Origin of the sequence: Agromyces sp. CCNWLW213, assembly GCF_037199545.1 — a bacterium.
In the GTDB taxonomy this organism is placed as follows: domain Bacteria; phylum Actinomycetota; class Actinomycetes; order Actinomycetales; family Microbacteriaceae; genus Agromyces.
This window is the reverse complement of record NZ_JBBBDX010000009.1, coordinates 80,036-97,714: the sequence shown is the minus strand read 5'-3', so window position 1 is coordinate 97,714 and position 17,679 is coordinate 80,036. Positions and strand designations below refer to the sequence as shown.

Sequence of the window (17,679 nt, the reverse complement as noted above, 5' to 3'; positions counted from 1 at the left end):
CCCCACCGCCTGCTTGCAGGGTGCGCCGTGCGGGCGACGGTGTCAAGGGGGCGTGCCGCGTCGCGCGTCCGGCCGCTCGCTCCGGGCGGAACGGTCGGCTCAGCCGACCGCGGTCGCCTCGAAGACCGTGACGGGCTCGGCGATGCCCTTGAGCTCGACGGGCCCGACCTCCCGGAAGGACAACCCGGGATCGTCGGCGAGCTCCACGACGGCACCGCTCACGAGGGTCTGCCCGGCCGTGGCGGCCGCGGAGATCCTCGAGGCGAGGTTGACCGCGCGACCGAAGTAGTCCCCGTCCTGCGTGACGACGGGTCCGGCGGCGATGCCGGCGTGCGCGGGCAGCCCGACACCCGGGGCGGCGGCGACGGTCTCGAGCGTGGCCCGCACCGCCTGGGCGACGTGCCGGAAGTGGACCATGACGCCGTCGCCCAGCCACTTGACGGGCGTGCCGGCGTGCTCGGTGGCGATGTGATCGACCACGGTGCTCATGCGGCGGGCGAGTCGCGCGCCCGCGGCATCCCCCTGCTCGTCGGTGAGCCGCGTGTACCCGGAGAGATCGATGAAGACGAACGCCGGCGGACGCGCCGGTCCGGCGTGCGGACTTCCGGACGACTCGAGGGCGCGCTCGATGCCCTCGACGATGCCCGCGGTCCATCCGCGTTCCTGCTGGCGGCGGTAGAGCGTGAGCACCATCTGCTCCATGAGCGGGGTCATCTCGGCGCCGAGGCCCGCCGACCGCTCGAGCGCTTCCCCGTACGAGAGGCCGGCCCGCATCAGTCCGCCCACGATGTGGGTCTGGAACAGCTCGCTCTCGGCCTCGGAGACGCGGCGCAGCGCGTCGACGTACACGCGCCCGATCCGCATGATCGCGTCGACATCGACCATCGCCGCGACCATGCCGATGACCGTGAAGATGGCCTCGTCGTCCTCGCGCGTCGGGTCACCGGGTCGGAGGTGCCGGTTCACGAGGGCGGCGCCGGTGCGGCCGATGACCTCGAAGGGCATGCCGAGCCGGGTCGCGAGCTCGCCGTAGGTCTCGCCCCGGAGCTCGGACCAGCGGTACTGCGGCGCGTCGAGGAACGCGAGCGAGAGCCTGCCCGACCGGACCGCCCCGCCGATCGCCTCGGCGCTCAACCCGGCGCGGTCGCAGGCCTCCAGGAGGCGGACCCGCTGCACGTCGCCGGGCCCGAAGGCGCCGTCCGGATCGGGCGCTATCGCGCCGGATCCGAGCACCCGGTCGACGAATCCGCTGTCGGCGCCCGAGCGCTCGACGAGCTCCTCGCGCGTGTACCGCTCGGCCGACCCGTCCACGAGGCCGAGCGTAGACCCTGCCGGCCCGGGCGGGTGGGAGCGCGTCCTACCAGCCTTCGGCGAGCACCCGGTCGAGCATGTCGACGAAGAAGTCCGCGCTCTCGCGCGAGACCACGAGCGGCGGCTTCACCTTGAGCACGTTCTGGAAGTCGCCCGTGGGCTGCATGATCACGCCGAGCGTCAGCAGCCGGTCGCAGATCGCCGCGGTCTCGTCGGTCGCGGGCTCGAGCGTGGCCCGGTCGCGCACGAACTCCACGCCGAGGTACAGCCCCAGCCCGTGCACGGCGCCGATGAGCGGATGCTGCTCCGCGAGCGCCTGGAGCCGGCCCTTGAGGTACGCGCCGGTCTCCGCCGCGTTCTGCTGCAGTCGCTCGTCGCGGAAGGCGTCGAGCACGGTGAGCCCGGCCACGCTCGAGGCGGGGCTGCCGCCCGTCGACGAGAAGAAGTACCCCTGCGTGCGGTAGCGCGCGGCGATCCCACGGGTCGTGATGACGGCACCGAGCGGGTACCCGTTGCCGGCGGCCTTCGCGACGGCGATCACGTCGGGCACGACGCCCTGCTGCTCGAAGCCCCAGAACCAGTGCCCGAGCCGGCCGTACCCGGCCTGCACCTCGTCGGCGATCGCGAGCCCGCCGGCCTCGCGCACGGCCCCGTACACCTCGGCGAGGTACCCGTCGGGCAGCGGGATGCCGCCGGCGTTGCCGTAGAAGGTCTCGGCGATGAACCCGGCGGGCGGGCGACCGGATGCCGCGAGCTCGCGGATGCGCTCGGCGGCCTCGGGCGCGTAGCGCGCGGCATCCGCACCCCGATGGAGGCCGCGGAACGGGTTCGGCGCGTCGAGCGCGTGCACCCAGTCGGGCCGGGTCGCGAGCGCGTTCGGGTTGTCGGCGGTCGACGTGCTGACGGCGTCGGACGCGTAGGTCCAGCCGTGGTACGCCTCGAGGAGCGAGACCATGTCGCGGCGGCCGGTCGCGGCCATCGCGACGCGGATGGCGAGGTCGGTCGCCTCGGAGCCGGAGTTCACGAGGAACACGGTGTCGAGCGGGTCGGGCGCGAGCGCGGCGAGCCGCTCGGAGAACTCGACGACTGCGCCGTAGTTGAACCGCGAGTTCGTGTTGAGGGTGCGCAGCTGCTTCGCGACGGCGGCGGCGAGCTTCGGGTGGCCGTGGCCGAGCGGGGTCACGTTGTTCACCATGTCGAGGTACGCGCGCCCGTCGGTGCCGACGAGGTGCTCGCGCCAGCCGCGCTCGATGCGCGGCGGGGCGTCGTAGTAGTGCTCCTGCACCTCGGCGAACGCGCGGTCGCGGCGGGCGATGAGCTCGGCCGCGTCGGCTGCGGCACCTGCGGGCCGAGGAGCGCCCGGCGCGGCCGGACGCGTCTCGAGCCCCAGGCCGACGGCCGGATCCGCGGTCAGCGCGAGCCAGCCGCGCGCGTACTCGGGACGCACGAGGTGCGGCACGCGCGGCGCCTCCGGCGCCTCGACGCGGATGCGGGCGCGCACGCGGGACGGGACGGTGCCGTCGAGGATCGTGGCGCCGTCGGCGGTCTCGATGACGAGCCGCGCGTCGCCGTCCGCCGTCAGGTGCTGCGCCTCGGCGAACCACGCGTCGATGCCCGTGGGGATGGTCGCCGGCGATTCCGCGGAGCGGATGCGGCTTTCGCTGAGCCGCGGCGTCGCGCGCTCGAGCCAGGCGACGGAGGCGCCGGCGTCGAGTGCGGCGAGCGCGAGCCGTTCCTCGAGGTCGGGGTCGAGCCACGCGCCCGCGTCGACGTCGTCGGAGGCGATCGAGACGTCGAGGCGGGCGGCGCGGGCGGGGTCGATGCCGGGCCGGGTCTCGAGACGCGTCGCCTCCGGCGGCGCTCCTCGACCCGCAGGGATCCTGCGGGTCGATGAGGGCGCCCCGCGCCCGTCTCGAGACCCCCCATCCACCCCGAGCGCGTCGGCGATCACGCCCGTCATCACGACGGACGGCACGGACGTCGCCTGCTCGAAGATGCGCCACTCGCGCTCGACGCCTGCGGCGGCGTACTCGTTGGCGCCGCCGTCGATCTGCACCTGCTGCTCGCCGCTCACGACGAGCACCGCGCCGCGCAGCACGACGAGCGGCCACAGCGCGCGCACCTCGGCGGGCGACAGCGGGCGCAGGGCGTGGAACGCGCGCACCGCGGGCAGCACCGACGAGATCGTGATCGCGAGCTCCGAGACCGCCCAGGTCGCGGTGACGTCGCCGAAGTCGATCAGCCCGTCGGGCGTGCGGATGCCGCCCTCGATCGTGCACACGACGTTGTCGTCGGTGAGGTCGAGGTGCACGGCCTGCACGGGCAGGTCGGCGGCCACGGCGTGCACGTCCGCCCAGGCGCGGGCCGCGGCATCCGTCACCTGCGCCCGCTTGGCGGGGTCGGGGTGGTAGTGGGCGAGGAGGTCGACGACGCGGTCGGCGTGCCTGAGGTCCCACTGCAGCACGCGGTCGAGTCCGGGGTGCTCGAAGCGGGCGAGCGCGAGGCTCGCATGCGCGGCGAGCTCGCCCATGCGGGCGACGACCGCGGGGGAGAGGTGCGCGCTGCCCGTGAGCGTTCCGCCGGCGAGGTGCTCGAGCAGTCGGACGGCGAGCGGCCCCTCGCTCGTCTCGGCGACGACCGAACGCGGCGTCCCGTCGCCGGCGAGGGTGGTCGTCGCGATGCGCAGGTGCGGCGCCTCGGCGGCGATGCGGGAGGCGGCGTGGTCCTGCGCGTCGAGCTCGGCGGCCGTGAACGCGGGATTGGTGATCTTCACGACGCCGGCCGGCGCGCCGTCGACCGTCGCGAGGAAGTTCTGGTCCTGCTGGCTGCCGAGCGGCTCGAGCTCGACGTCGAGCCCCCAGTGCTCGCGGACGATCGCGGCGACCTCGTCGGCGGGCACGCTCGGCGCGGGCAGTTCGCCCGCGGAGAAGAAGTCGAAGCCGGCGTGGGCCTGGGTCATGGTCGCTCCTCGAGGCGCCGCCGTTCGGCGGCATCGCCTCGACGATAGACCGGGCCCGCCGCGCAGGGTCACCGCCGTGGCGTCGATGCGCCCCGCCGTCGTTCGCCGTCCCGTCGTGCCGGCCGGCACCGGGGCCATCCGTCCACCTCCCGGTCGACGCGCGAGGGATCAGCGCCGGATGTCGGCGGGCTCGCCTACCGTGATCCGCATGACGAACCCGATGCATCCGACGCTCGAGCCCGACGTGCTCGACGAGCCCTGCCTTCGCTGCGGCTCCGCCGCGGTGCGCGTGATCGTATACGGCCCGCTCGACCTCGAGGTCGAGGTGGCGGATGCGGCCGCGGCCGGCCTCCACGACGAGTCCCCGATCTTCGACTGCCGCGACTGCGGCTTCGAATGGGGTGACGCGGTCCGCGACCTGCTCGCCTGACCCGGGGCGGGTGCGGGTCGAGGTCGACCGGGATGCCGGGCGACGACGAGCGTCTCCGCTGAGTCCGTCTCAGAAGGCCGCGGCGTCCGGTGGCACCTCGTCCTCGAGGAGCTCCTCGCGGATGCGGCGCAGGTCCTCCATGAGGGAGCCGACGAGGATCCAGTGGTCGGACTTCGGCGGAGACACCACGAGCGGGGCGGTGAGCGCGGGAACCGCCGACGTCAGCGGCTGCGGCTCCACGTCGGCGAGGTGGACCGCGAGGCGCACGTCGTGCGCGGCCCGGCGCAACTGCTCGGCGATCGCCTGGACCGTGGGCTCGTCGCAGAGTCCGTCGTCGTAGTGGTCGACGTAGGCGCGGGTCATGCCGACCACCTGCGTGACCATGGGGCTCAGGCGGTTCAGCAGCTTGCGCTGCTCGGCGAGGTCGCCGCGGTGGGCGGAGCGCCGCGGGTTGAGGGTCAGCGACTCCTCGGCCTCGGCGATCGCGGCGTCCGCCGCCTCGCGCATCGGCCGCATGAGCCGCGCCTCGATCATGAGGCCCGTGAGGTCGGCGGGCCGCTGGGGGGTCTCGAGCGCGCCCGCGAGGCGGTCGAGGGACGCGGCGAGCTCCGCACCGAGCCGGGCCAGCTGGTCGCGCGACGGTGCGACGAGCACCGGCGGCACGATCAGCACGTTCACGACGATGCCGATGGCCGCGCCGATGAGCGTCTCGATCACGCGATCGAGCGCGTACTCCGGTGACGTGCCGCCCAGTGCGAGCACGAGCATCGCGCTGATCGCGACCTGGTTCGACGTGCCCGTCGTCATGCGCAGCGCCCAGGCGATGAGGATCGCCGCGACGATGGCGACGAGCACGACCCACCCGGCCGGACCGAACGCGACGCCGAGCGCCGACGCGATCACGACGCCCGCGATCACGCCGACGCTGCGTTCGACGGCCTTGCCGAGCGACTGGTTCACGCTCGGCTGCACGACGAGCAGCGCGGCGATCGCGGCGAACACCGGCAGCGGGCCGGGCACGAGCCACCCGGCGATGAGCCACGCGGCGACCGTCGCGACCGCCGACTTCAGCACCTGGAGCAGCGGCGCCCGCCTGGTGGCCCGGAACCGCTCCGACACGCGGAGCCGTTCCGGGACGCGCAGGGGGAACCGCATGCGCCCCACGCTAGCGGGCGGTCAGCTCGCCTGTGCCGTGTCGCGCTTCGGGAGCGTCCAGTCCGGGCGCACGAAGTGGCACGTGTAGCCCCACGGGATCCGCTGGAGGTAGTCCTGGTGCTCCGGCTCCGCCTCCCAGAACGCGCCGGCCGGCGCGACCTCGGTCACGACCGGGCCGGGCCAGATGCCCGACGCGTCGACATCCGCGATGGTGTCGATCGCCGTGTCGTGCTGCTCGGCGCTCGTCGGGTAGATCGCCGAGCGATAGCTGGTGCCGATGTCGTTGCCCTGGCGGTTCTTCGTGGTCGGGTCGTGGATCTGGAAGAAGAACTCCAGCAGCCCGCGGTAGCTGATCTTCGCGGGGTCGAACACGACCTCGATGGCCTCGGCGTGCGTGCCGTGGTTGCGGTAGGTCGCGTTCGGCACGTCGCCGCCCGAATAGCCCACGCGCGTGCCGAGCACGCCGGGCATCTTGCGGATGAGCTCCTCCATGCCCCAGAAGCAGCCGCCCGCGAGGACGGCGGTCTCGGCTCCGGGAAGGGTCGTGATGGCGCCGGGGGTGGTCATGCGCGGTCCTCGCTCTCGGTGGTGGTGCGTGCGACGGATGCCGCGGCATCCGTCGTCTCGAACAGGTGGCGGTACTCGCCGTAGCCCTCGGCCTCGAGGTCGTCGAGGTGCACGAAGCGCAGGGCCGCGGAGTTGATGCAGTAGCGCAGGCCGCCGGCCTCGATCGGGCCGTCGTCGAAGACGTGGCCCAGGTGGCTGTCGGCGCCCGCCGAGCGGACCTCGACGCGCTTCATGAACAGCGAGCGGTCGACGTGCTCGGTGACGGCGCCGTCGTCGATGGGCCGGGTGAAGCTCGGCCATCCGGAGCGGCTGTCGTACTTGTGCACGCTCGCGAACAGCGGCTGCCCCGACACGACGTCGACGTAGAGCCCCGGATCGTGGTTGTTCCAGTACTCGTTGCGGAACGCCGGCTCGGTCGCGTCGTCCTGCGTGACCTTGCGCTGCAGGGGCGTGAGGCGGGCGAGCGCCTCGGGAGTGCTGCGGTAGTCGTGGGACACGGTTCCTCCTCCTGGACGCCATGGTCGCCGCCGGCTGCGGCGCCCGAACGCGACACCGCACGGGGCGGTGTCGTGGCGTCATCCGGAACAACCGGCGACGGGGCGGGTCTGTTCCGCGATCCGGGCGCCGTGGCTGTGGGTTCGCTGTGACAGGATCGCCCCATGGCCGATCGTCTGATGCTGCTCGACACCGCCTCGCTCTACTTCCGCGCGTTCTACGGGGTGCCCGACTCCATCCGACGGGCCGACGGGACGCCCGTCAACGCGGTCCGGGGGCTGCTCGACATGATCGCGAGGCTCGTCACCGACTTCGAGCCCACGCACGTCGTCGCCTGCTGGGACGACGACTGGCGGCCGCAGTGGCGCGTCGACCTCATCCCGAGCTACAAGGCGCACCGCGTCGAACAGGTCGTCGCCGGCGGTCCCGACGTCGAGGAGGTCCCCGATCCCCTCGAGGCGCAGGTCCCCATGATCCGCGAGGTGCTCGGGCTGCTCGGCATCCCCGTCGTCGGCGTCGCCGAGCACGAGGCCGACGACGTCATCGGCACGATGGCCACGCACGCGACGATGCCCGTCGACGTGGTCACCGGCGACCGCGACCTCTTCCAGCTCGTCGACGACGAGCGCGAGGTGCGCATCGTCTACACCGCGCGCGGCATGAGCCGGCTCGAGCTCGTCACCGGGGAGTGGGTCGTCGCGAAGTACGGCATCGAGGCGTCCCAGTACGCCGACTTCGCGGTGCTGCGCGGGGACGCCTCCGACGGCCTCCCGGGGGTGGCGGGCATCGGCGAGAAGACCGCCGCCGGCCTGCTCGGCGACTTCGGCACCCTCGACGCGATGCTCGTCGTGGCGTCGGGCGATCCGGATGTCGCGGACGCCGCGCCGCGCATGTCCGCGACGATGCGCGCCAGGCTCAGGGGCGCCCACGACTACCTGGCCGTCGCGCCGCGCGTGGTGAACGTGGTGCGCGACCTCGAGGTGCCGTCGGCCGACGAGGCGGGCGCCCGACTGGCCCCGCTCGCGGAGGGACCGCGTGGCGCGCTGCTGGCCCTCGCCGACGAGTGGAACCTGGGCGGATCGGTGACCCGGGCGGTCGCCGCGCTCGACCGGACCTCCTGACCGTCGCCGACCGATCCGACGGCCCGGGCGCGCCCTGATGCCCGCCGGAGCGCCGCGCCGTTACCCTGCGGGCATGAACCGGACCACTCGCATCGGCCCAGCGCCCGTCGCAACGCTCGTCGCCGGCGCGATCGCGCTCGCCGGCCTCCTCGCCGGGTGCGCACCCGGGGACCCGGACCCGACCGCCTCGCCGAGCGCACCGCCGACGACGACCGCGCCGGTGGAGACCACGGCACCGCCCCCCGAGAGCGCGCCGCCGACGGAGTCCCCGTCCGCGGGCGGGACGGACCGGCCGATCGAGGCGATCGACGCCTATTCGCTCTGTCGCGCGCAGACGAGCGGGTACTACGGCGACCCGGGCCGGACCGTCTTCGCGCCGTTCGAGGAGGCGACCGTGCTGCTCCGCGACGACGGGGACTGGTACGTCTACATGGAGGTCGACGACCCCAGCCGCGAACCGGCGCTCGTCGAGTCCGCGGGGAGCGAGTGCATCGTCGGCGGCACCGTCGCCGAGCCCGTATGGCAGCTGTTCGGCACGATCGCGCGCGAGTACGCCGACGAGTCGATCGCCGACTACAACCGCCCGCCCGCCCAGGACTGAGCCGCGGCATCCGCCCGGCTCAGGTCGGCACCCCGGGTCGTGCCGGCGCCGACGGCGGCAGCCAGTGCTCGGGGGCGGGCAGCTCGACCCCGCCGGATGCCGCGGCGATCACGATGAACGCGTAGGCCGCCACGAGGATCGCGAGGCCGCCGAGGACCATGGCGGCGGGCACCGCCCACGGCACCCGCACGCCCTCGCGGCGGTACCGCGGCGGCGCCATCCCGGCGACCCAGATCGCGACGGTCCCGAAGCCCGCGATCCAGACGGTGCGCAGCGCATCGCCCGCGAGGGGCGCGAAGATCGCGATGCCGAGCGCGCCGATGCCCATGAGCAGCGCGGACCACGCGAACAGCCGCGCCATGCCGATGCCGCCCACGTCGGTCTGGTCCTGCCACCACGGGGTGGGATCCCGCGGGTCCCGCGGATCCTGCTCGGCCGGGTCGCTCATGCCTCGATCGTACGTGCGGCGCGAGCCCGGCGGCGCCGGAACGCGCAACGGGGTGGACGGGTGCCCGACCGGCCCGGAGAATGGGCGCGTCCGCCGCGCCGGCGGCGAACGAGGGGAGCGGCATGGCCGAGCGGATCTGCGTCACGGGAGCATCGGGACTCGCGGGTCGGGCGGTCGTCGCCGACCTGCTCGAGCACGGCTACGAGGTGCTCGCGACCGACGTCGTCCCGCCGTCCGCACTGCTGCCCGCGCGGTGGTCCCGGGAAGACCTCGCCTACACCCAGGCCGACCTCACCGACGCCGGTGACGCGTTCGAGGTGATCGACGGGGTCGATGCCGTCGCCCACCTCGCGGCGATCCCCGCGCCGTCGATCTTCACGCCCGCGCGCACGCTCAACGTCAACAACGCGGTCAACGCCAACGTCTTCCTCGCCGCGGCACGCGCGGGGGTCGGACGCGTCGTCTGGGCGTCGAGCGAGACGACGCTCGGGCTCGACTTCACCCGCGACGCCCCGCCCGCCTACCTCCCGATCGACGAGGACCACTATCCGCGGCCGACCACCACCTACTCGCTGTCCAAGGTGCTCGGCGAGACCATGGCCGAGCACGTGTCGGCGTGGTCGGGCATCCCGTTCGTGGCGCTGCGGTTCTCGAACGTGATCGACCCGGCGCGCTACGACGAGTTCCCGTCGTTCGAGGAGTCCCCCGAGTCGCGGCTGTTCAACGCGTTCAGCTACATCGACGTGCGAGATGCCGCGGCATCCGTCCGCCTGGCGCTCGAGGCCGACGTCGCCGGCGCCCGCAGCTACCTCATCGCCAACCGCGACACCGTGATGTCGCGGCCGACGGACACCCTCGTCGAGGAGTTCTTCCCGGGCGTCGAGGTGCGGCGCGAGTTCGGCGAGCACGAGTCGCTGTTCTCGATCGACCGCGCGCACGCCGAGCTGGGCTTCGAGCCGCGGCACGGCTGGCGCGAGGCGTAGCCGGCCGCGCCTCCGCGCCCTCGCCGCCCGCCCTGCGGCGCGACCCGCCGCGCTCACTCGTCGACGTCGGCGACGCCCGGGTCCTCCTCGGGTTCGAACGTGTTCCGCTGCCCGCTCACGCCCGCGGCCACGCCGTCGGGGTCGGCCGGGATCGTGCCCTCAGTGCCCCCGTCGTCCGGCGGCCGGTCGCCGGCGCCGCCGTCGCGCTCGCGTCCGTCGGATCCCCGGTCGTCTCGCATGTCGCTCATGGTCCGCTCCTCTCGGTGGACGGTCCACGCTCGCAGCATCCGTCGGCGTCAGCCAGAGGTTGACAGGGTCGCCGCTCTCCTCCGGCGTCGGACTCCGGTCAGCCGCCCTCGCTGTCCGGCGGCGGAGCGAGCGTGCCGGTGCGGTCGAGTTCGACGACGGGGTGCAGCCCGGGGTGCCGCTCGAGCAGGGCGGTCGCGAGCGGCATCGACTGGCAGTCCGCGACGAGCAGCGTCGCTGCGTCGGGCACCGCGACCGGCCGCGGCCGGCCGAGGGTCGGCAACTCGCGGCGGACGGCGCCGAGGCCCGCGCGCACGCCTCGCGATCGCAGCGCCCCCAGTACGGATGCCGCCGCGCGGCGCGCCCGCGCGGGGAACGGCTCGGCGGCCGCGGGGTCGACCGCCGCGGGTCTGACGACGGCGACGTTCGGCGCGCCGGTCGCGCTCGCGAGGGCGGCGATCGCGGGGTCGGACGTCACGAGCTGCGCAGGGACCCCGAGCCGTCGTGCGGCGTCGAGCTCCGCCTCGACGTGGAAGCGGCGCCACCCCGAGACGGCCGCGAGCACGATGCGCTCGGGGGCCGGCGATCCGGCCGCCGCATGCACAGTCGCGGCATCCGGCCCGGCCGTCGCGGCCTCGTCGACGCCGTAGGCCTCGGCGAGCCGGCGCCGCACCGCGTCGAGGCCGTAGCGCGCGTCCAGCTCGGCTCGCGCGCCGTCGAGGTCGAGCCGGTCCAGCCCCGCCGAGAGGTCGCGCCACGCATCGACCAGCTGGTCGGGGGCGTCCTCGACGTCGACGAAGCGGCCGACGCGGTCCTCGACGCCGGCGAGCGCCTCCTCGGGGCCGCCGCTCCGGGTCACGATCACCGGGACTCCGGCGGCGACGGCCTCGGGCACGGCGAGGTGGAACGTCTCGTAGGTGCTCGGGGCGAACAGGACGTCGTAGTCGGGCAGCTTCGCGAGCAGTTCGCGGTGGCCGAGCACGCCGTGGAGGTGCAGGCGATCGGCGACGCCGGCATCGCGGGCGATCGCCACGACCTCGTCGCGCAGCGGACCTGTGCCGTACATCGACAGCGAGACCTCGGCGTCCTCGCGTGCGGCGATCGCGAACGCGCGCGCCAGGCGCTGCACGCCCTTCCGCTCGATGAGCCCGCCGACGAAGACCCACCGGCGGAGGGTCGACGGGGCCGACGCCCGGCGCGCGGCATGCGCGAAGTCGACCGGGTTGTGGAGCACGCGCACCCGCCCGTGGGGGTCGTCGACGCGGTCGAGCACCTGCCGGCGCACGAGGTCGCTCACGCAGAACACCGCGTCGGCGCGGTCGACGAGCTCGGCGTAGTGGTCGCGCGCCTGCGGCTGGGCGAGCACGTCGCGCAGCGCGGTCGAGTGCTCGGTCGCGATCACCCGTGCGCCGGGTTCGGCGAGTCGCGCGGCGAGGAGGCCGCCGAGGTAGCCGACGTGCCCGTGCACGACCGGCGAGGCGAACTCGCCGATGACGCGCCGTGCGTCGCGGACCAGCGCCTCGCCGCGGCGGCCCCAGTCGTCGCCGCCGACGGTGAGGACGGGCACGCGGTGCACGGGGCCGACCGCGCCGCTCACGCGCGTGCCGCCGCTGCGGCGCAGGGCGTCGAGCGTCGCGTCGAACGCCGGTCGGAGCCGTTCGGCGTCCACGGGTGCGCCGGCGCCCCATTCCTCGCCGTGCACGACCTGGATGCCCCCGCCCGCCCGGATCGCGTCGAGGCCGCCGGCGAGCCGCGACTGCTCGGCGACGAAGGACCCCGCCATCCGATGGTGGTTGGTCGGGTACCAGGGCGTGGCGACGCTCAGGCCGAAGCGGGTCCGGGGCGCGGGATCGGAAGTCACGCGCTCACGATACCCAGCCCGCACTCAGCCGCCACCTAATCGACATGTGTAGATTAGAAGGAGCACCCGGAGCCATCCGACCCCGGGCCCAGAAGGCAACGGATGCCGCGGGCCGAACGCCCGCGGCGAGACAAGGAGCGTTCACATGGCACGCGTCAGCGGCAAGGTCGTACTCATCAGCGGTGGAGCACGGGGCATGGGGGCGTCGCACGCCCGCCGGCTCGTCGAGGAGGGCGCGAAGGTCGTCGTCGGCGACCTGCTCGACGACGAGGGCTCGGCGCTCGCCGCGGAGCTCGGCGAGGACCACGCGCGCTACGTGCACCTCGACGTGACCGACTACGCCCAGTGGGAGGCGGCGGTCGCCGCGGCGACGGAGGCGTTCGGGCGGCTCGACGTGGTCGTGAACAACGCCGGCATCGCCAACTTCGGCCCGATCGAGGACTACACGATCGACGCCTGGCACACGATCCTCGACATCAACCTCACGGGCGTGTTCTACGGGATCAAGGCCGCCATCCCGGCGCTGAAGGAGTCGGGCGCGGGCTCGATCATCAACATCTCCTCGACCGCGGGGCTGCAGGGCTACGAGGCGCTGCCGGGCTACAACGCCGCCAAGTTCGGCGTGCGCGGGCTCACGAAGAACGCGGCGCTCGACCTCGGGCGCTACAACATCCGCGTGAACTCCGTGCACCCCGGCGTCATCCGCACGCCCATGACCGAGGAGCTCGAGACCCCGCAGAACCACGTCGCGCTTCACCGCGTCGGCGAGCCGATCGAGCTGTCGAACCTCATCCTGTTCCTCGCGAGCGACGAGTCGAGCTTCTCGACCGGCGCCGAGTTCGTCGCCGACGGCGGCGAGACCGCGGGTCTCGCGCACTACGAGGGCTGAGACCCCGCCGTGTCCCCGGGCGCTCGGTCAGGGGCGCACGAGGCCGAGGTCGAGCAGGCTGCGCGCCGCCGCGACCACGGCCTCCTCCCGGGGCCGCGGGGTCCAGCCGAGCACGCGCGTCGCCTTCTCGTGCGACGCGTCGGCCCGGCGCCCGAGGTCGGCCGCGATCGTGCGCGCCTCGCTCACGAAGGGGGCCGCCGCGCGGACCACCCAGTCGGGCAGCACGCGCGTGGGTGCACGCCGGGCCCGCTCGCCGAGTTCGGCGCGCAGCAGCAGCGACAGCTCGCGGTACTCGAACGCGTCGCCGGAGACCGCGAGGAACCGCTCGCCCGCCGCCGCCGGATGCCGCATCGCGCGCACGTGCAGGTCGGCGACGTCGCGCACGTCGACCGCGCTCACGGAGCCCCGCGGCACGGCCGGGAACCGTCCGTCGAGGAGCGCGAGCAGGAGCTCGAGCGACGCGGACAGGTCGGAGCCGATCGCGGGACCGAACACGCCGACCGGGTTCACCGTCGCGAGCTCCATGTCGCCGCCCTCGCGGCCCATGAAGTCCCAGGCGGCGCGCTCGGCGAGCGTCTTCGAGCGCACGTACGGGGTGACCGTCGGCGACTCGGGGTCCGTCCAGTCCGCCTCCGTGAACCGGCGGCCGGGGTGCGGACCGTACCCGACGGCCGCGAACGACGAGGTCAGCACGACGCGCCGCACGCCGGCGTCGCGCGCGGCGCGCAGCACGCGCAGCGAACCCTCGCGGGCGGGGGCGATGAGCTCGCGCTCGTCCTTCGGCTGCCGCGCCGGGAACGGCGAGGCGACGTGGAGCACGTGGGTCGCCCCGTCCACGCCCGCGGGCCAGCCCGCGTCGTCGAGCAGGTCGGCGGTGGCGATCTCGAGCCCGGTGGCATCGGCGCCCCCGAGCCGCACGAGGGCCCGCAGGTCGTCAGCGCGCTGCGGGTGGCGGACGGTCGCGCGCACGCGGGTCCCCTCCGCGAGGAGGCGCACGATGCAGTGCACCGCGACGAAGCCCGTTCCGCCGGTGACGAGGACCAGTTCGTCGCCCATTCCCACCTCCGCGACGGACTCTACCCGGCCGTCCCGGTCCCGTCCCGTGGCGCGGATAGGGTGACGGCATGAGCGAGACGGATGCCGCGGGCCCGCCTCCGGCCGCCGGGTCCCTCGGCCGGCCGTGGGCGGCGGACCCGGCCGCCGTTCCCCTCGACGATCCTCGGCAGCGCCGCACGCGCGCCGCGCTCACCGAGACCCTCCTGCGCCTGCTCGAGGACGAGCCGCTCGACGCGATCAGCGTCGCGCGGCTGTGCCGCGAGGCGGGCGTGCATCGCACGACCTTCTACGCCCACGCGCCGAGCGTCCACGCGTTCGCGCTCGCGGTGTTCACGCAGGACCTCGACCGGCTGGCCGCGGTCGAGGTCGAGCCCGCGGGCGAGACCCCGGCGCACGTCGCCGAGCGCTACCTCGACTCGCTCACCATGGTGCTCGACCACGTCGCCCTCGAGCGGGCCGGATACCGTGCGCTGTTCGGCTCCGCGAGCCGCGGCGTGTTCCGGGCGGCGCTCGACGAGCGGATGCGGCGCCGCGCCCGCCGTGCGCTCGAGGTGTGGCGCGCACAGGACGTGCCGGGTGCGCCGGCCTCCGACGCGGCGCTCGCGGAGGCCGCCGCGTTCATCGGGGGCGGGCTCGTGGGTGCGATCGAGACCTGGGCCATGGGCGACGAGGCGGATGCCGCGGCATCCGCCGCCCGCATCGCGGCGCTCATGCCGGGCTGGTGGCCGCGGCCGCAGGCGGCTCCGCCGCCGCCCGGCGATCGGTGAACCCCCGGGCCGACGGCCCGGTGCCCCCGAGTGCCGCCATCCTTGCGATCGGTGGCATTCTTGCCACATGACGCGACGCAGCCACCGGGTCGCGGTGCTCGTGCTCGAGGGCGCCAAGCCGCTCGACGTGGGCATCCCAGCGCAGACCTTCACGACCCGCGCGAGCATGCCGTACGAGGTGCGCGTGTGCGGCGCGAGGCCCGGCCCGGTCACCGGCGGCGACGGCCTCTCGTACCACGTGGCCGACGGGCTCGAGGCGTTCGAGTGGGCCGAGACGATCTTCATCCCGGGCTACCGGCACCCCGATCGGGAGGATCCGCCGGCACCGGTGGTCGACGCGCTCCTGGCGGCCCACGAGCGCGGCGCGCGCCTCGCCGCCATCTCGACCGGCGCCTTCGCGCTCGCCGCGACGGGCCTGCTCGACGGGCGTCGCGCGACGACGCACTGGCACTACACCCGCGCGCTGCGGGCGCGGCATCCGCGGGTCGACGTCGACGAGAACGTGCTGTTCGTCGACGAGGGCCAGGTGCTGACCTCGGCGGGCGCGGCATCCGGCATCGACCTCTGCCTCCACCTCGTGCGGCGCGACCACGGCGTGGCGGTGTCGAACCACGCGGCCCGGCGGCTCGTCGCGGCGCCCTACCGCAGCGGCGGACAGGCGCAGTACGTGCCGCGCGCGGTGCCCGAGCCGCTCGGCGACGTGTTCGCCGCGACGCGGCAGTGGGCGCTCGAGCACCTGCAGGAGCCGCTCACGCTCGAGGACCTCGCGCGCAACGCGACCGTCTCGCCGCGCACGTTCTCGCGCCGGTTCGTGGACGACACCGGCTACACGCCCATGCAGTGGATCCTGCGGGCGCGCATCGACCTCGCGCGCGAGCTGCTCGAGCGCACCGACCTCGGCGTCGAGCAGATCGCCGCCGAGGCGGGGCTCGGAACGGGCGCCAACCTGCGGCTGCACTTCCAGCGCATCCTGGGCACGTCGCCGAGCGAGTACCGGCACACGTTCGCGGCCTGAGCCTCGCGGCTAGGAGGTGCGCTGCGCTCGTGCCCGCGCCGGCGCGGGCGTCTGCGACGACAGGCCTGCGATCGCCGCGATGCCGCGGGCGATGAGGACGCCCACGAACGCACCGCCGGCGTTCGCGACCACGTCGCGCGGGTCGGAGATGCGGTCCACCATCGAGATCTGCGCGAGCTCGATGACCACGCCGAGGGCGACCGCGACACCCGTCACGACGAGCAGCGGCGCTCGCCGCAGCGTGAGCGCGAGCAGCGCGCCGAGCGGGACGAACATGAGCACGTTGAGCACGAACTCGGTGCGCGTGCCCATGGTCCACGTGTCGGCGTCGAGCCAGATCCGCCAGTCGAGCACGCCGTCGGGCGCCTGGTAGCCGTGGCCGGCCCAGGGCACCGGGCCGAGGGTCGCCCACAGCACCAGGCCGACGTACGCGACGAGCAGTACGGGGGCGGGTCGGAGGGGACGCATGCGGGACATCCTTCCCAACCTGCCTGAAGCTCGCCTCCGAGTCGCCTTTCCACGCCCGGTGCGTCGGCTGTCCGCTTCATGATTGGCGAGATCCTTTCGCACGCTGTCCTGCAAGCCACTGCCGCGCCGCCCCGCCGCCGACCAGGGTGGGAGGTCCGGACGTCTCCGGATGAGAAAGGAACACCCCGCAATGACCCGCATCGCCGTCAACGGCTTCGGACGCATCGGCCGCAACACCCTGCGCGCCCTCCTGGAGCGCGACTCGAACCTGGAGGTCGTGGCCGTCAACGACCTCACCGACCCCGCGGCCCTCGCCCGGCTGCTCAAGTACGACACGGTCGGCGGCCGCTTCGGCCGCTCGGTCGAGGTCGACGGCGACGTGCTCGTCATCGACGGCCACCGCGTGACGGTGCTCGCCGAGCGCGACCCGGCGAAGCTCCCCTGGGCCGAGCTCGACGTCGACATCGTGCTCGAGTCGACCGGCCGCTTCACCGACGCCGAGGCGGCGCGCGCGCACCTCGCCGCGGGCGCGAAGAAGGTCCTCGTCAGCGCCCCGTCGAAGGGCGCGGACGTCACGCTCGCCTACGGCGTCAACACCGACGCGTACGACGCATCCGCCCACACCGTGATCTCGAACGCGTCCTGCACGACGAACGCGCTCGCGCCGCTCGCGAAGGTGCTCGACGACCTCGCCGGCATCGAGCACGGATTCATGACCACCATCCACGCGTACACGCAGGACCAGAACCTGCAGGACGCGCCCCACGCCGACGCGCGCCGAGCCCGCGCCGCCGCGGAGAACATCGTGCCGTCGTCGACGGGCGCCGCGAAGGCGATCGGCCTCGTGCTGCCGAAGCTCGACGGCAAGCTCAACGGCGACTCGATGCGCGTGCCCGTGCCGGTCGGCTCGATCGTCGAGCTCAACGCGACCGTGTCGAAGGAGGTCACGCGCGAGCAGGTGCTCGCCGCCTACCGCGCGGCCGCCGAGGGCGAGCTCGCAGGCGTGCTCGAGTACTCCGAGGAGCCGCTCGTCTCGAGCGACATCGTCGGCAACCCGCACTCGGCGATCTTCGACGCCGACCTCACCCGCGTCGACGGCAGGCACGTCAAGGTCGTGGCCTGGTACGACAACGAGTGGGGCTTCTCGAACCGCGTGATCGACACGCTGGAGCTGCTCGCGGCCTGACGCCGGGCGCAGCCGAACGGATGTCGGGGGGGGGGGGGGGGGGGGGGGGGGGAGGGGGGGGGGGGGTTTTTCTCCCCCGCGGGTTCCAAGCGGGGGTGCGGGTGCGGGTGGAGGGTTTCTT

General features: G+C 74.2%; 18 protein-coding genes. 8 read left to right on the top strand and 10 right to left on the bottom strand.

Annotated features, from left to right (window positions below; translation table 11 throughout):
• Positions 1 to 99: 99 nt before the first annotated feature.
• Positions 100 to 1,311: an adenylate/guanylate cyclase domain-containing protein gene (locus WBQ80_RS15250; RefSeq protein ID WP_336573385.1), complete on the bottom strand. Its 1,212-nt coding sequence runs from the start codon at positions 1,309 to 1,311 to the stop codon at positions 100 to 102.
• A gap of 46 nt (positions 1,312 to 1,357) precedes the next feature.
• Entirely contained in the window at positions 1,358 to 4,270 is a 2,913-nt protein-coding gene (locus tag WBQ80_RS15245) for an aminotransferase class III-fold pyridoxal phosphate-dependent enzyme (RefSeq protein WP_337282597.1), read from the bottom strand.
• Positions 4,271 to 4,478: 208 nt separating this feature from the next.
• Here WBQ80_RS15245 and WBQ80_RS15240 point away from each other — a divergent pair, with 208 nt between their 5' ends.
• Positions 4,479 to 4,700, top strand: coding sequence for a hypothetical protein (locus WBQ80_RS15240; protein ID WP_336573060.1), 222 nt, complete (start codon positions 4,479 to 4,481; stop codon positions 4,698 to 4,700).
• Positions 4,701 to 4,769: 69 nt separating this feature from the next.
• Here the strand turns inward: WBQ80_RS15240 and WBQ80_RS15235 are convergent, their stop codons facing one another.
• Genes WBQ80_RS15235 through msrB form a run of 3 tightly spaced genes read right to left on the bottom strand, consistent with a single transcriptional unit; the run spans position 4,770 to position 6,919 of the window.
• On the bottom strand, positions 4,770 to 5,855 hold the full coding sequence (locus WBQ80_RS15235) for an FUSC family protein (RefSeq protein ID WP_336573059.1): 1,086 nt from the start codon (positions 5,853 to 5,855) through the stop codon (positions 4,770 to 4,772).
• Positions 5,856 to 5,876: 21 nt separating this feature from the next.
• Positions 5,877 to 6,422, bottom strand: coding sequence for a peptide-methionine (S)-S-oxide reductase MsrA (gene msrA, locus WBQ80_RS15230; protein ID WP_337282596.1), 546 nt, complete (start codon positions 6,420 to 6,422; stop codon positions 5,877 to 5,879).
• Positions 6,419 to 6,919 (bottom strand): peptide-methionine (R)-S-oxide reductase MsrB, encoded by a 501-nt coding sequence (msrB, locus tag WBQ80_RS15225; protein WP_336573057.1) that lies wholly within the window; start codon positions 6,917 to 6,919, stop codon positions 6,419 to 6,421. The genes msrA and msrB overlap by 4 nt, the downstream gene beginning before the upstream one ends.
• A gap of 162 nt (positions 6,920 to 7,081) precedes the next feature.
• On the opposite strand from msrB, the gene WBQ80_RS15220 reads away from it, so the two are divergent.
• Together WBQ80_RS15220 and WBQ80_RS15215 are read left to right on the top strand one after the other, a co-directional pair.
• The gene (locus WBQ80_RS15220) at positions 7,082 to 8,038 is read left to right on the top strand and encodes a 5'-3' exonuclease (RefSeq protein WP_336573056.1); all 957 of its coding nucleotides are present in this window, start codon (positions 7,082 to 7,084) and stop codon (positions 8,036 to 8,038) included.
• Between the two features lie 73 nt (positions 8,039 to 8,111).
• On the top strand, positions 8,112 to 8,639 hold the full coding sequence (locus WBQ80_RS15215) for a hypothetical protein (protein ID WP_336573055.1): 528 nt from the start codon (positions 8,112 to 8,114) through the stop codon (positions 8,637 to 8,639).
• A 19-nt stretch (positions 8,640 to 8,658) separates the two neighbouring features.
• Here WBQ80_RS15215 and WBQ80_RS15210 read toward each other — a convergent pair whose 3' ends face one another.
• Positions 8,659 to 9,087, bottom strand: coding sequence for a hypothetical protein (locus WBQ80_RS15210; protein WP_336573054.1), 429 nt, complete (start codon positions 9,085 to 9,087; stop codon positions 8,659 to 8,661).
• 122 nt (positions 9,088 to 9,209) lie between these two features.
• Here WBQ80_RS15210 and WBQ80_RS15205 point away from each other — a divergent pair, with 122 nt between their 5' ends.
• Positions 9,210 to 10,070 (top strand): NAD-dependent epimerase/dehydratase family protein, encoded by an 861-nt coding sequence (locus tag WBQ80_RS15205; RefSeq protein ID WP_336573053.1) that lies wholly within the window; start codon positions 9,210 to 9,212, stop codon positions 10,068 to 10,070.
• A 53-nt stretch (positions 10,071 to 10,123) separates the two neighbouring features.
• Here WBQ80_RS15205 and WBQ80_RS15200 read toward each other — a convergent pair whose 3' ends face one another.
• A complete protein-coding gene (locus WBQ80_RS15200; protein WP_336573052.1) occupies positions 10,124 to 10,318 on the bottom strand; it encodes a hypothetical protein in 195 nt (64 codons plus the stop codon).
• 98 nt (positions 10,319 to 10,416) lie between these two features.
• A complete protein-coding gene (locus tag WBQ80_RS15195) occupies positions 10,417 to 12,177 on the bottom strand; it encodes a glycosyltransferase family 4 protein (protein WP_336573051.1) in 1,761 nt (586 codons plus the stop codon).
• A gap of 145 nt (positions 12,178 to 12,322) precedes the next feature.
• Here WBQ80_RS15195 and WBQ80_RS15190 point away from each other — a divergent pair, with 145 nt between their 5' ends.
• Positions 12,323 to 13,066 carry a glucose 1-dehydrogenase gene (locus WBQ80_RS15190; RefSeq protein WP_336573050.1) on the top strand — a complete coding sequence of 248 codons (744 nt, stop codon included), beginning with the start codon at positions 12,323 to 12,325 and terminating at the stop codon, positions 13,064 to 13,066.
• A gap of 27 nt (positions 13,067 to 13,093) precedes the next feature.
• Here the strand turns inward: WBQ80_RS15190 and WBQ80_RS15185 are convergent, their stop codons facing one another.
• Entirely contained in the window at positions 13,094 to 14,122 is a 1,029-nt protein-coding gene (locus WBQ80_RS15185) for an NAD-dependent epimerase/dehydratase family protein (RefSeq protein WP_336573049.1), read from the bottom strand.
• A 68-nt stretch (positions 14,123 to 14,190) separates the two neighbouring features.
• Between WBQ80_RS15185 and WBQ80_RS15180 the strand changes: the two genes are divergently transcribed.
• Positions 14,191 to 14,889: a TetR/AcrR family transcriptional regulator gene (locus tag WBQ80_RS15180; protein ID WP_336573048.1), complete on the top strand. Its 699-nt coding sequence runs from the start codon at positions 14,191 to 14,193 to the stop codon at positions 14,887 to 14,889.
• Between the two features lie 67 nt (positions 14,890 to 14,956).
• Positions 14,957 to 15,904 carry a GlxA family transcriptional regulator gene (locus WBQ80_RS15175; protein ID WP_336573047.1) on the top strand — a complete coding sequence of 316 codons (948 nt, stop codon included), beginning with the start codon at positions 14,957 to 14,959 and terminating at the stop codon, positions 15,902 to 15,904.
• Positions 15,905 to 15,913: 9 nt separating this feature from the next.
• Here WBQ80_RS15175 and WBQ80_RS15170 read toward each other — a convergent pair whose 3' ends face one another.
• Positions 15,914 to 16,372 carry a VanZ family protein gene (locus tag WBQ80_RS15170; RefSeq protein ID WP_336573046.1) on the bottom strand — a complete coding sequence of 153 codons (459 nt, stop codon included), beginning with the start codon at positions 16,370 to 16,372 and terminating at the stop codon, positions 15,914 to 15,916.
• Between the two features lie 190 nt (positions 16,373 to 16,562).
• Here WBQ80_RS15170 and gap point away from each other — a divergent pair, with 190 nt between their 5' ends.
• Positions 16,563 to 17,558 carry a type I glyceraldehyde-3-phosphate dehydrogenase gene (gap, locus tag WBQ80_RS15165; protein ID WP_336573045.1) on the top strand — a complete coding sequence of 332 codons (996 nt, stop codon included), beginning with the start codon at positions 16,563 to 16,565 and terminating at the stop codon, positions 17,556 to 17,558.
• The last annotated feature ends 121 nt before the right edge of the window (positions 17,559 to 17,679 follow it).

Bases quoted from the DNA above. Each gene is read 5' to 3' on its own strand.
- WBQ80_RS15245 (WP_337282597.1), bottom strand. From the start codon at position 4,270: ATGACCCAGGCCCACGCCGGCTTCGACTTCTTCTCCGCGGGCGAACTG.
- WBQ80_RS15240 (WP_336573060.1), top strand. From the start codon at position 4,479: ATGACGAACCCGATGCATCCGACGCTCGAGCCCGACGTGCTCGACGAG.
- WBQ80_RS15235 (WP_336573059.1), bottom strand. From the start codon at position 5,855: ATGCGGTTCCCCCTGCGCGTCCCGGAACGGCTCCGCGTGTCGGAGCGG.
- msrA (WP_337282596.1), bottom strand. From the start codon at position 6,422: ATGACCACCCCCGGCGCCATCACGACCCTTCCCGGAGCCGAGACCGCC.
- WBQ80_RS15220 (WP_336573056.1), top strand. From the start codon at position 7,082: ATGGCCGATCGTCTGATGCTGCTCGACACCGCCTCGCTCTACTTCCGC.
- WBQ80_RS15215 (WP_336573055.1), top strand. From the start codon at position 8,112: ATGAACCGGACCACTCGCATCGGCCCAGCGCCCGTCGCAACGCTCGTC.
- WBQ80_RS15210 (WP_336573054.1), bottom strand. From the start codon at position 9,087: ATGAGCGACCCGGCCGAGCAGGATCCGCGGGACCCGCGGGATCCCACC.
- WBQ80_RS15205 (WP_336573053.1), top strand. From the start codon at position 9,210: ATGGCCGAGCGGATCTGCGTCACGGGAGCATCGGGACTCGCGGGTCGG.
- WBQ80_RS15200 (WP_336573052.1), bottom strand. From the start codon at position 10,318: ATGAGCGACATGCGAGACGACCGGGGATCCGACGGACGCGAGCGCGAC.
- WBQ80_RS15190 (WP_336573050.1), top strand. From the start codon at position 12,323: ATGGCACGCGTCAGCGGCAAGGTCGTACTCATCAGCGGTGGAGCACGG.
- WBQ80_RS15185 (WP_336573049.1), bottom strand. From the start codon at position 14,122: ATGGGCGACGAACTGGTCCTCGTCACCGGCGGAACGGGCTTCGTCGCG.
- WBQ80_RS15180 (WP_336573048.1), top strand. From the start codon at position 14,191: ATGAGCGAGACGGATGCCGCGGGCCCGCCTCCGGCCGCCGGGTCCCTC.
- WBQ80_RS15175 (WP_336573047.1), top strand. From the start codon at position 14,957: ATGACGCGACGCAGCCACCGGGTCGCGGTGCTCGTGCTCGAGGGCGCC.
- WBQ80_RS15170 (WP_336573046.1), bottom strand. From the start codon at position 16,372: ATGCGTCCCCTCCGACCCGCCCCCGTACTGCTCGTCGCGTACGTCGGC.
- gap (WP_336573045.1), top strand. From the start codon at position 16,563: ATGACCCGCATCGCCGTCAACGGCTTCGGACGCATCGGCCGCAACACC.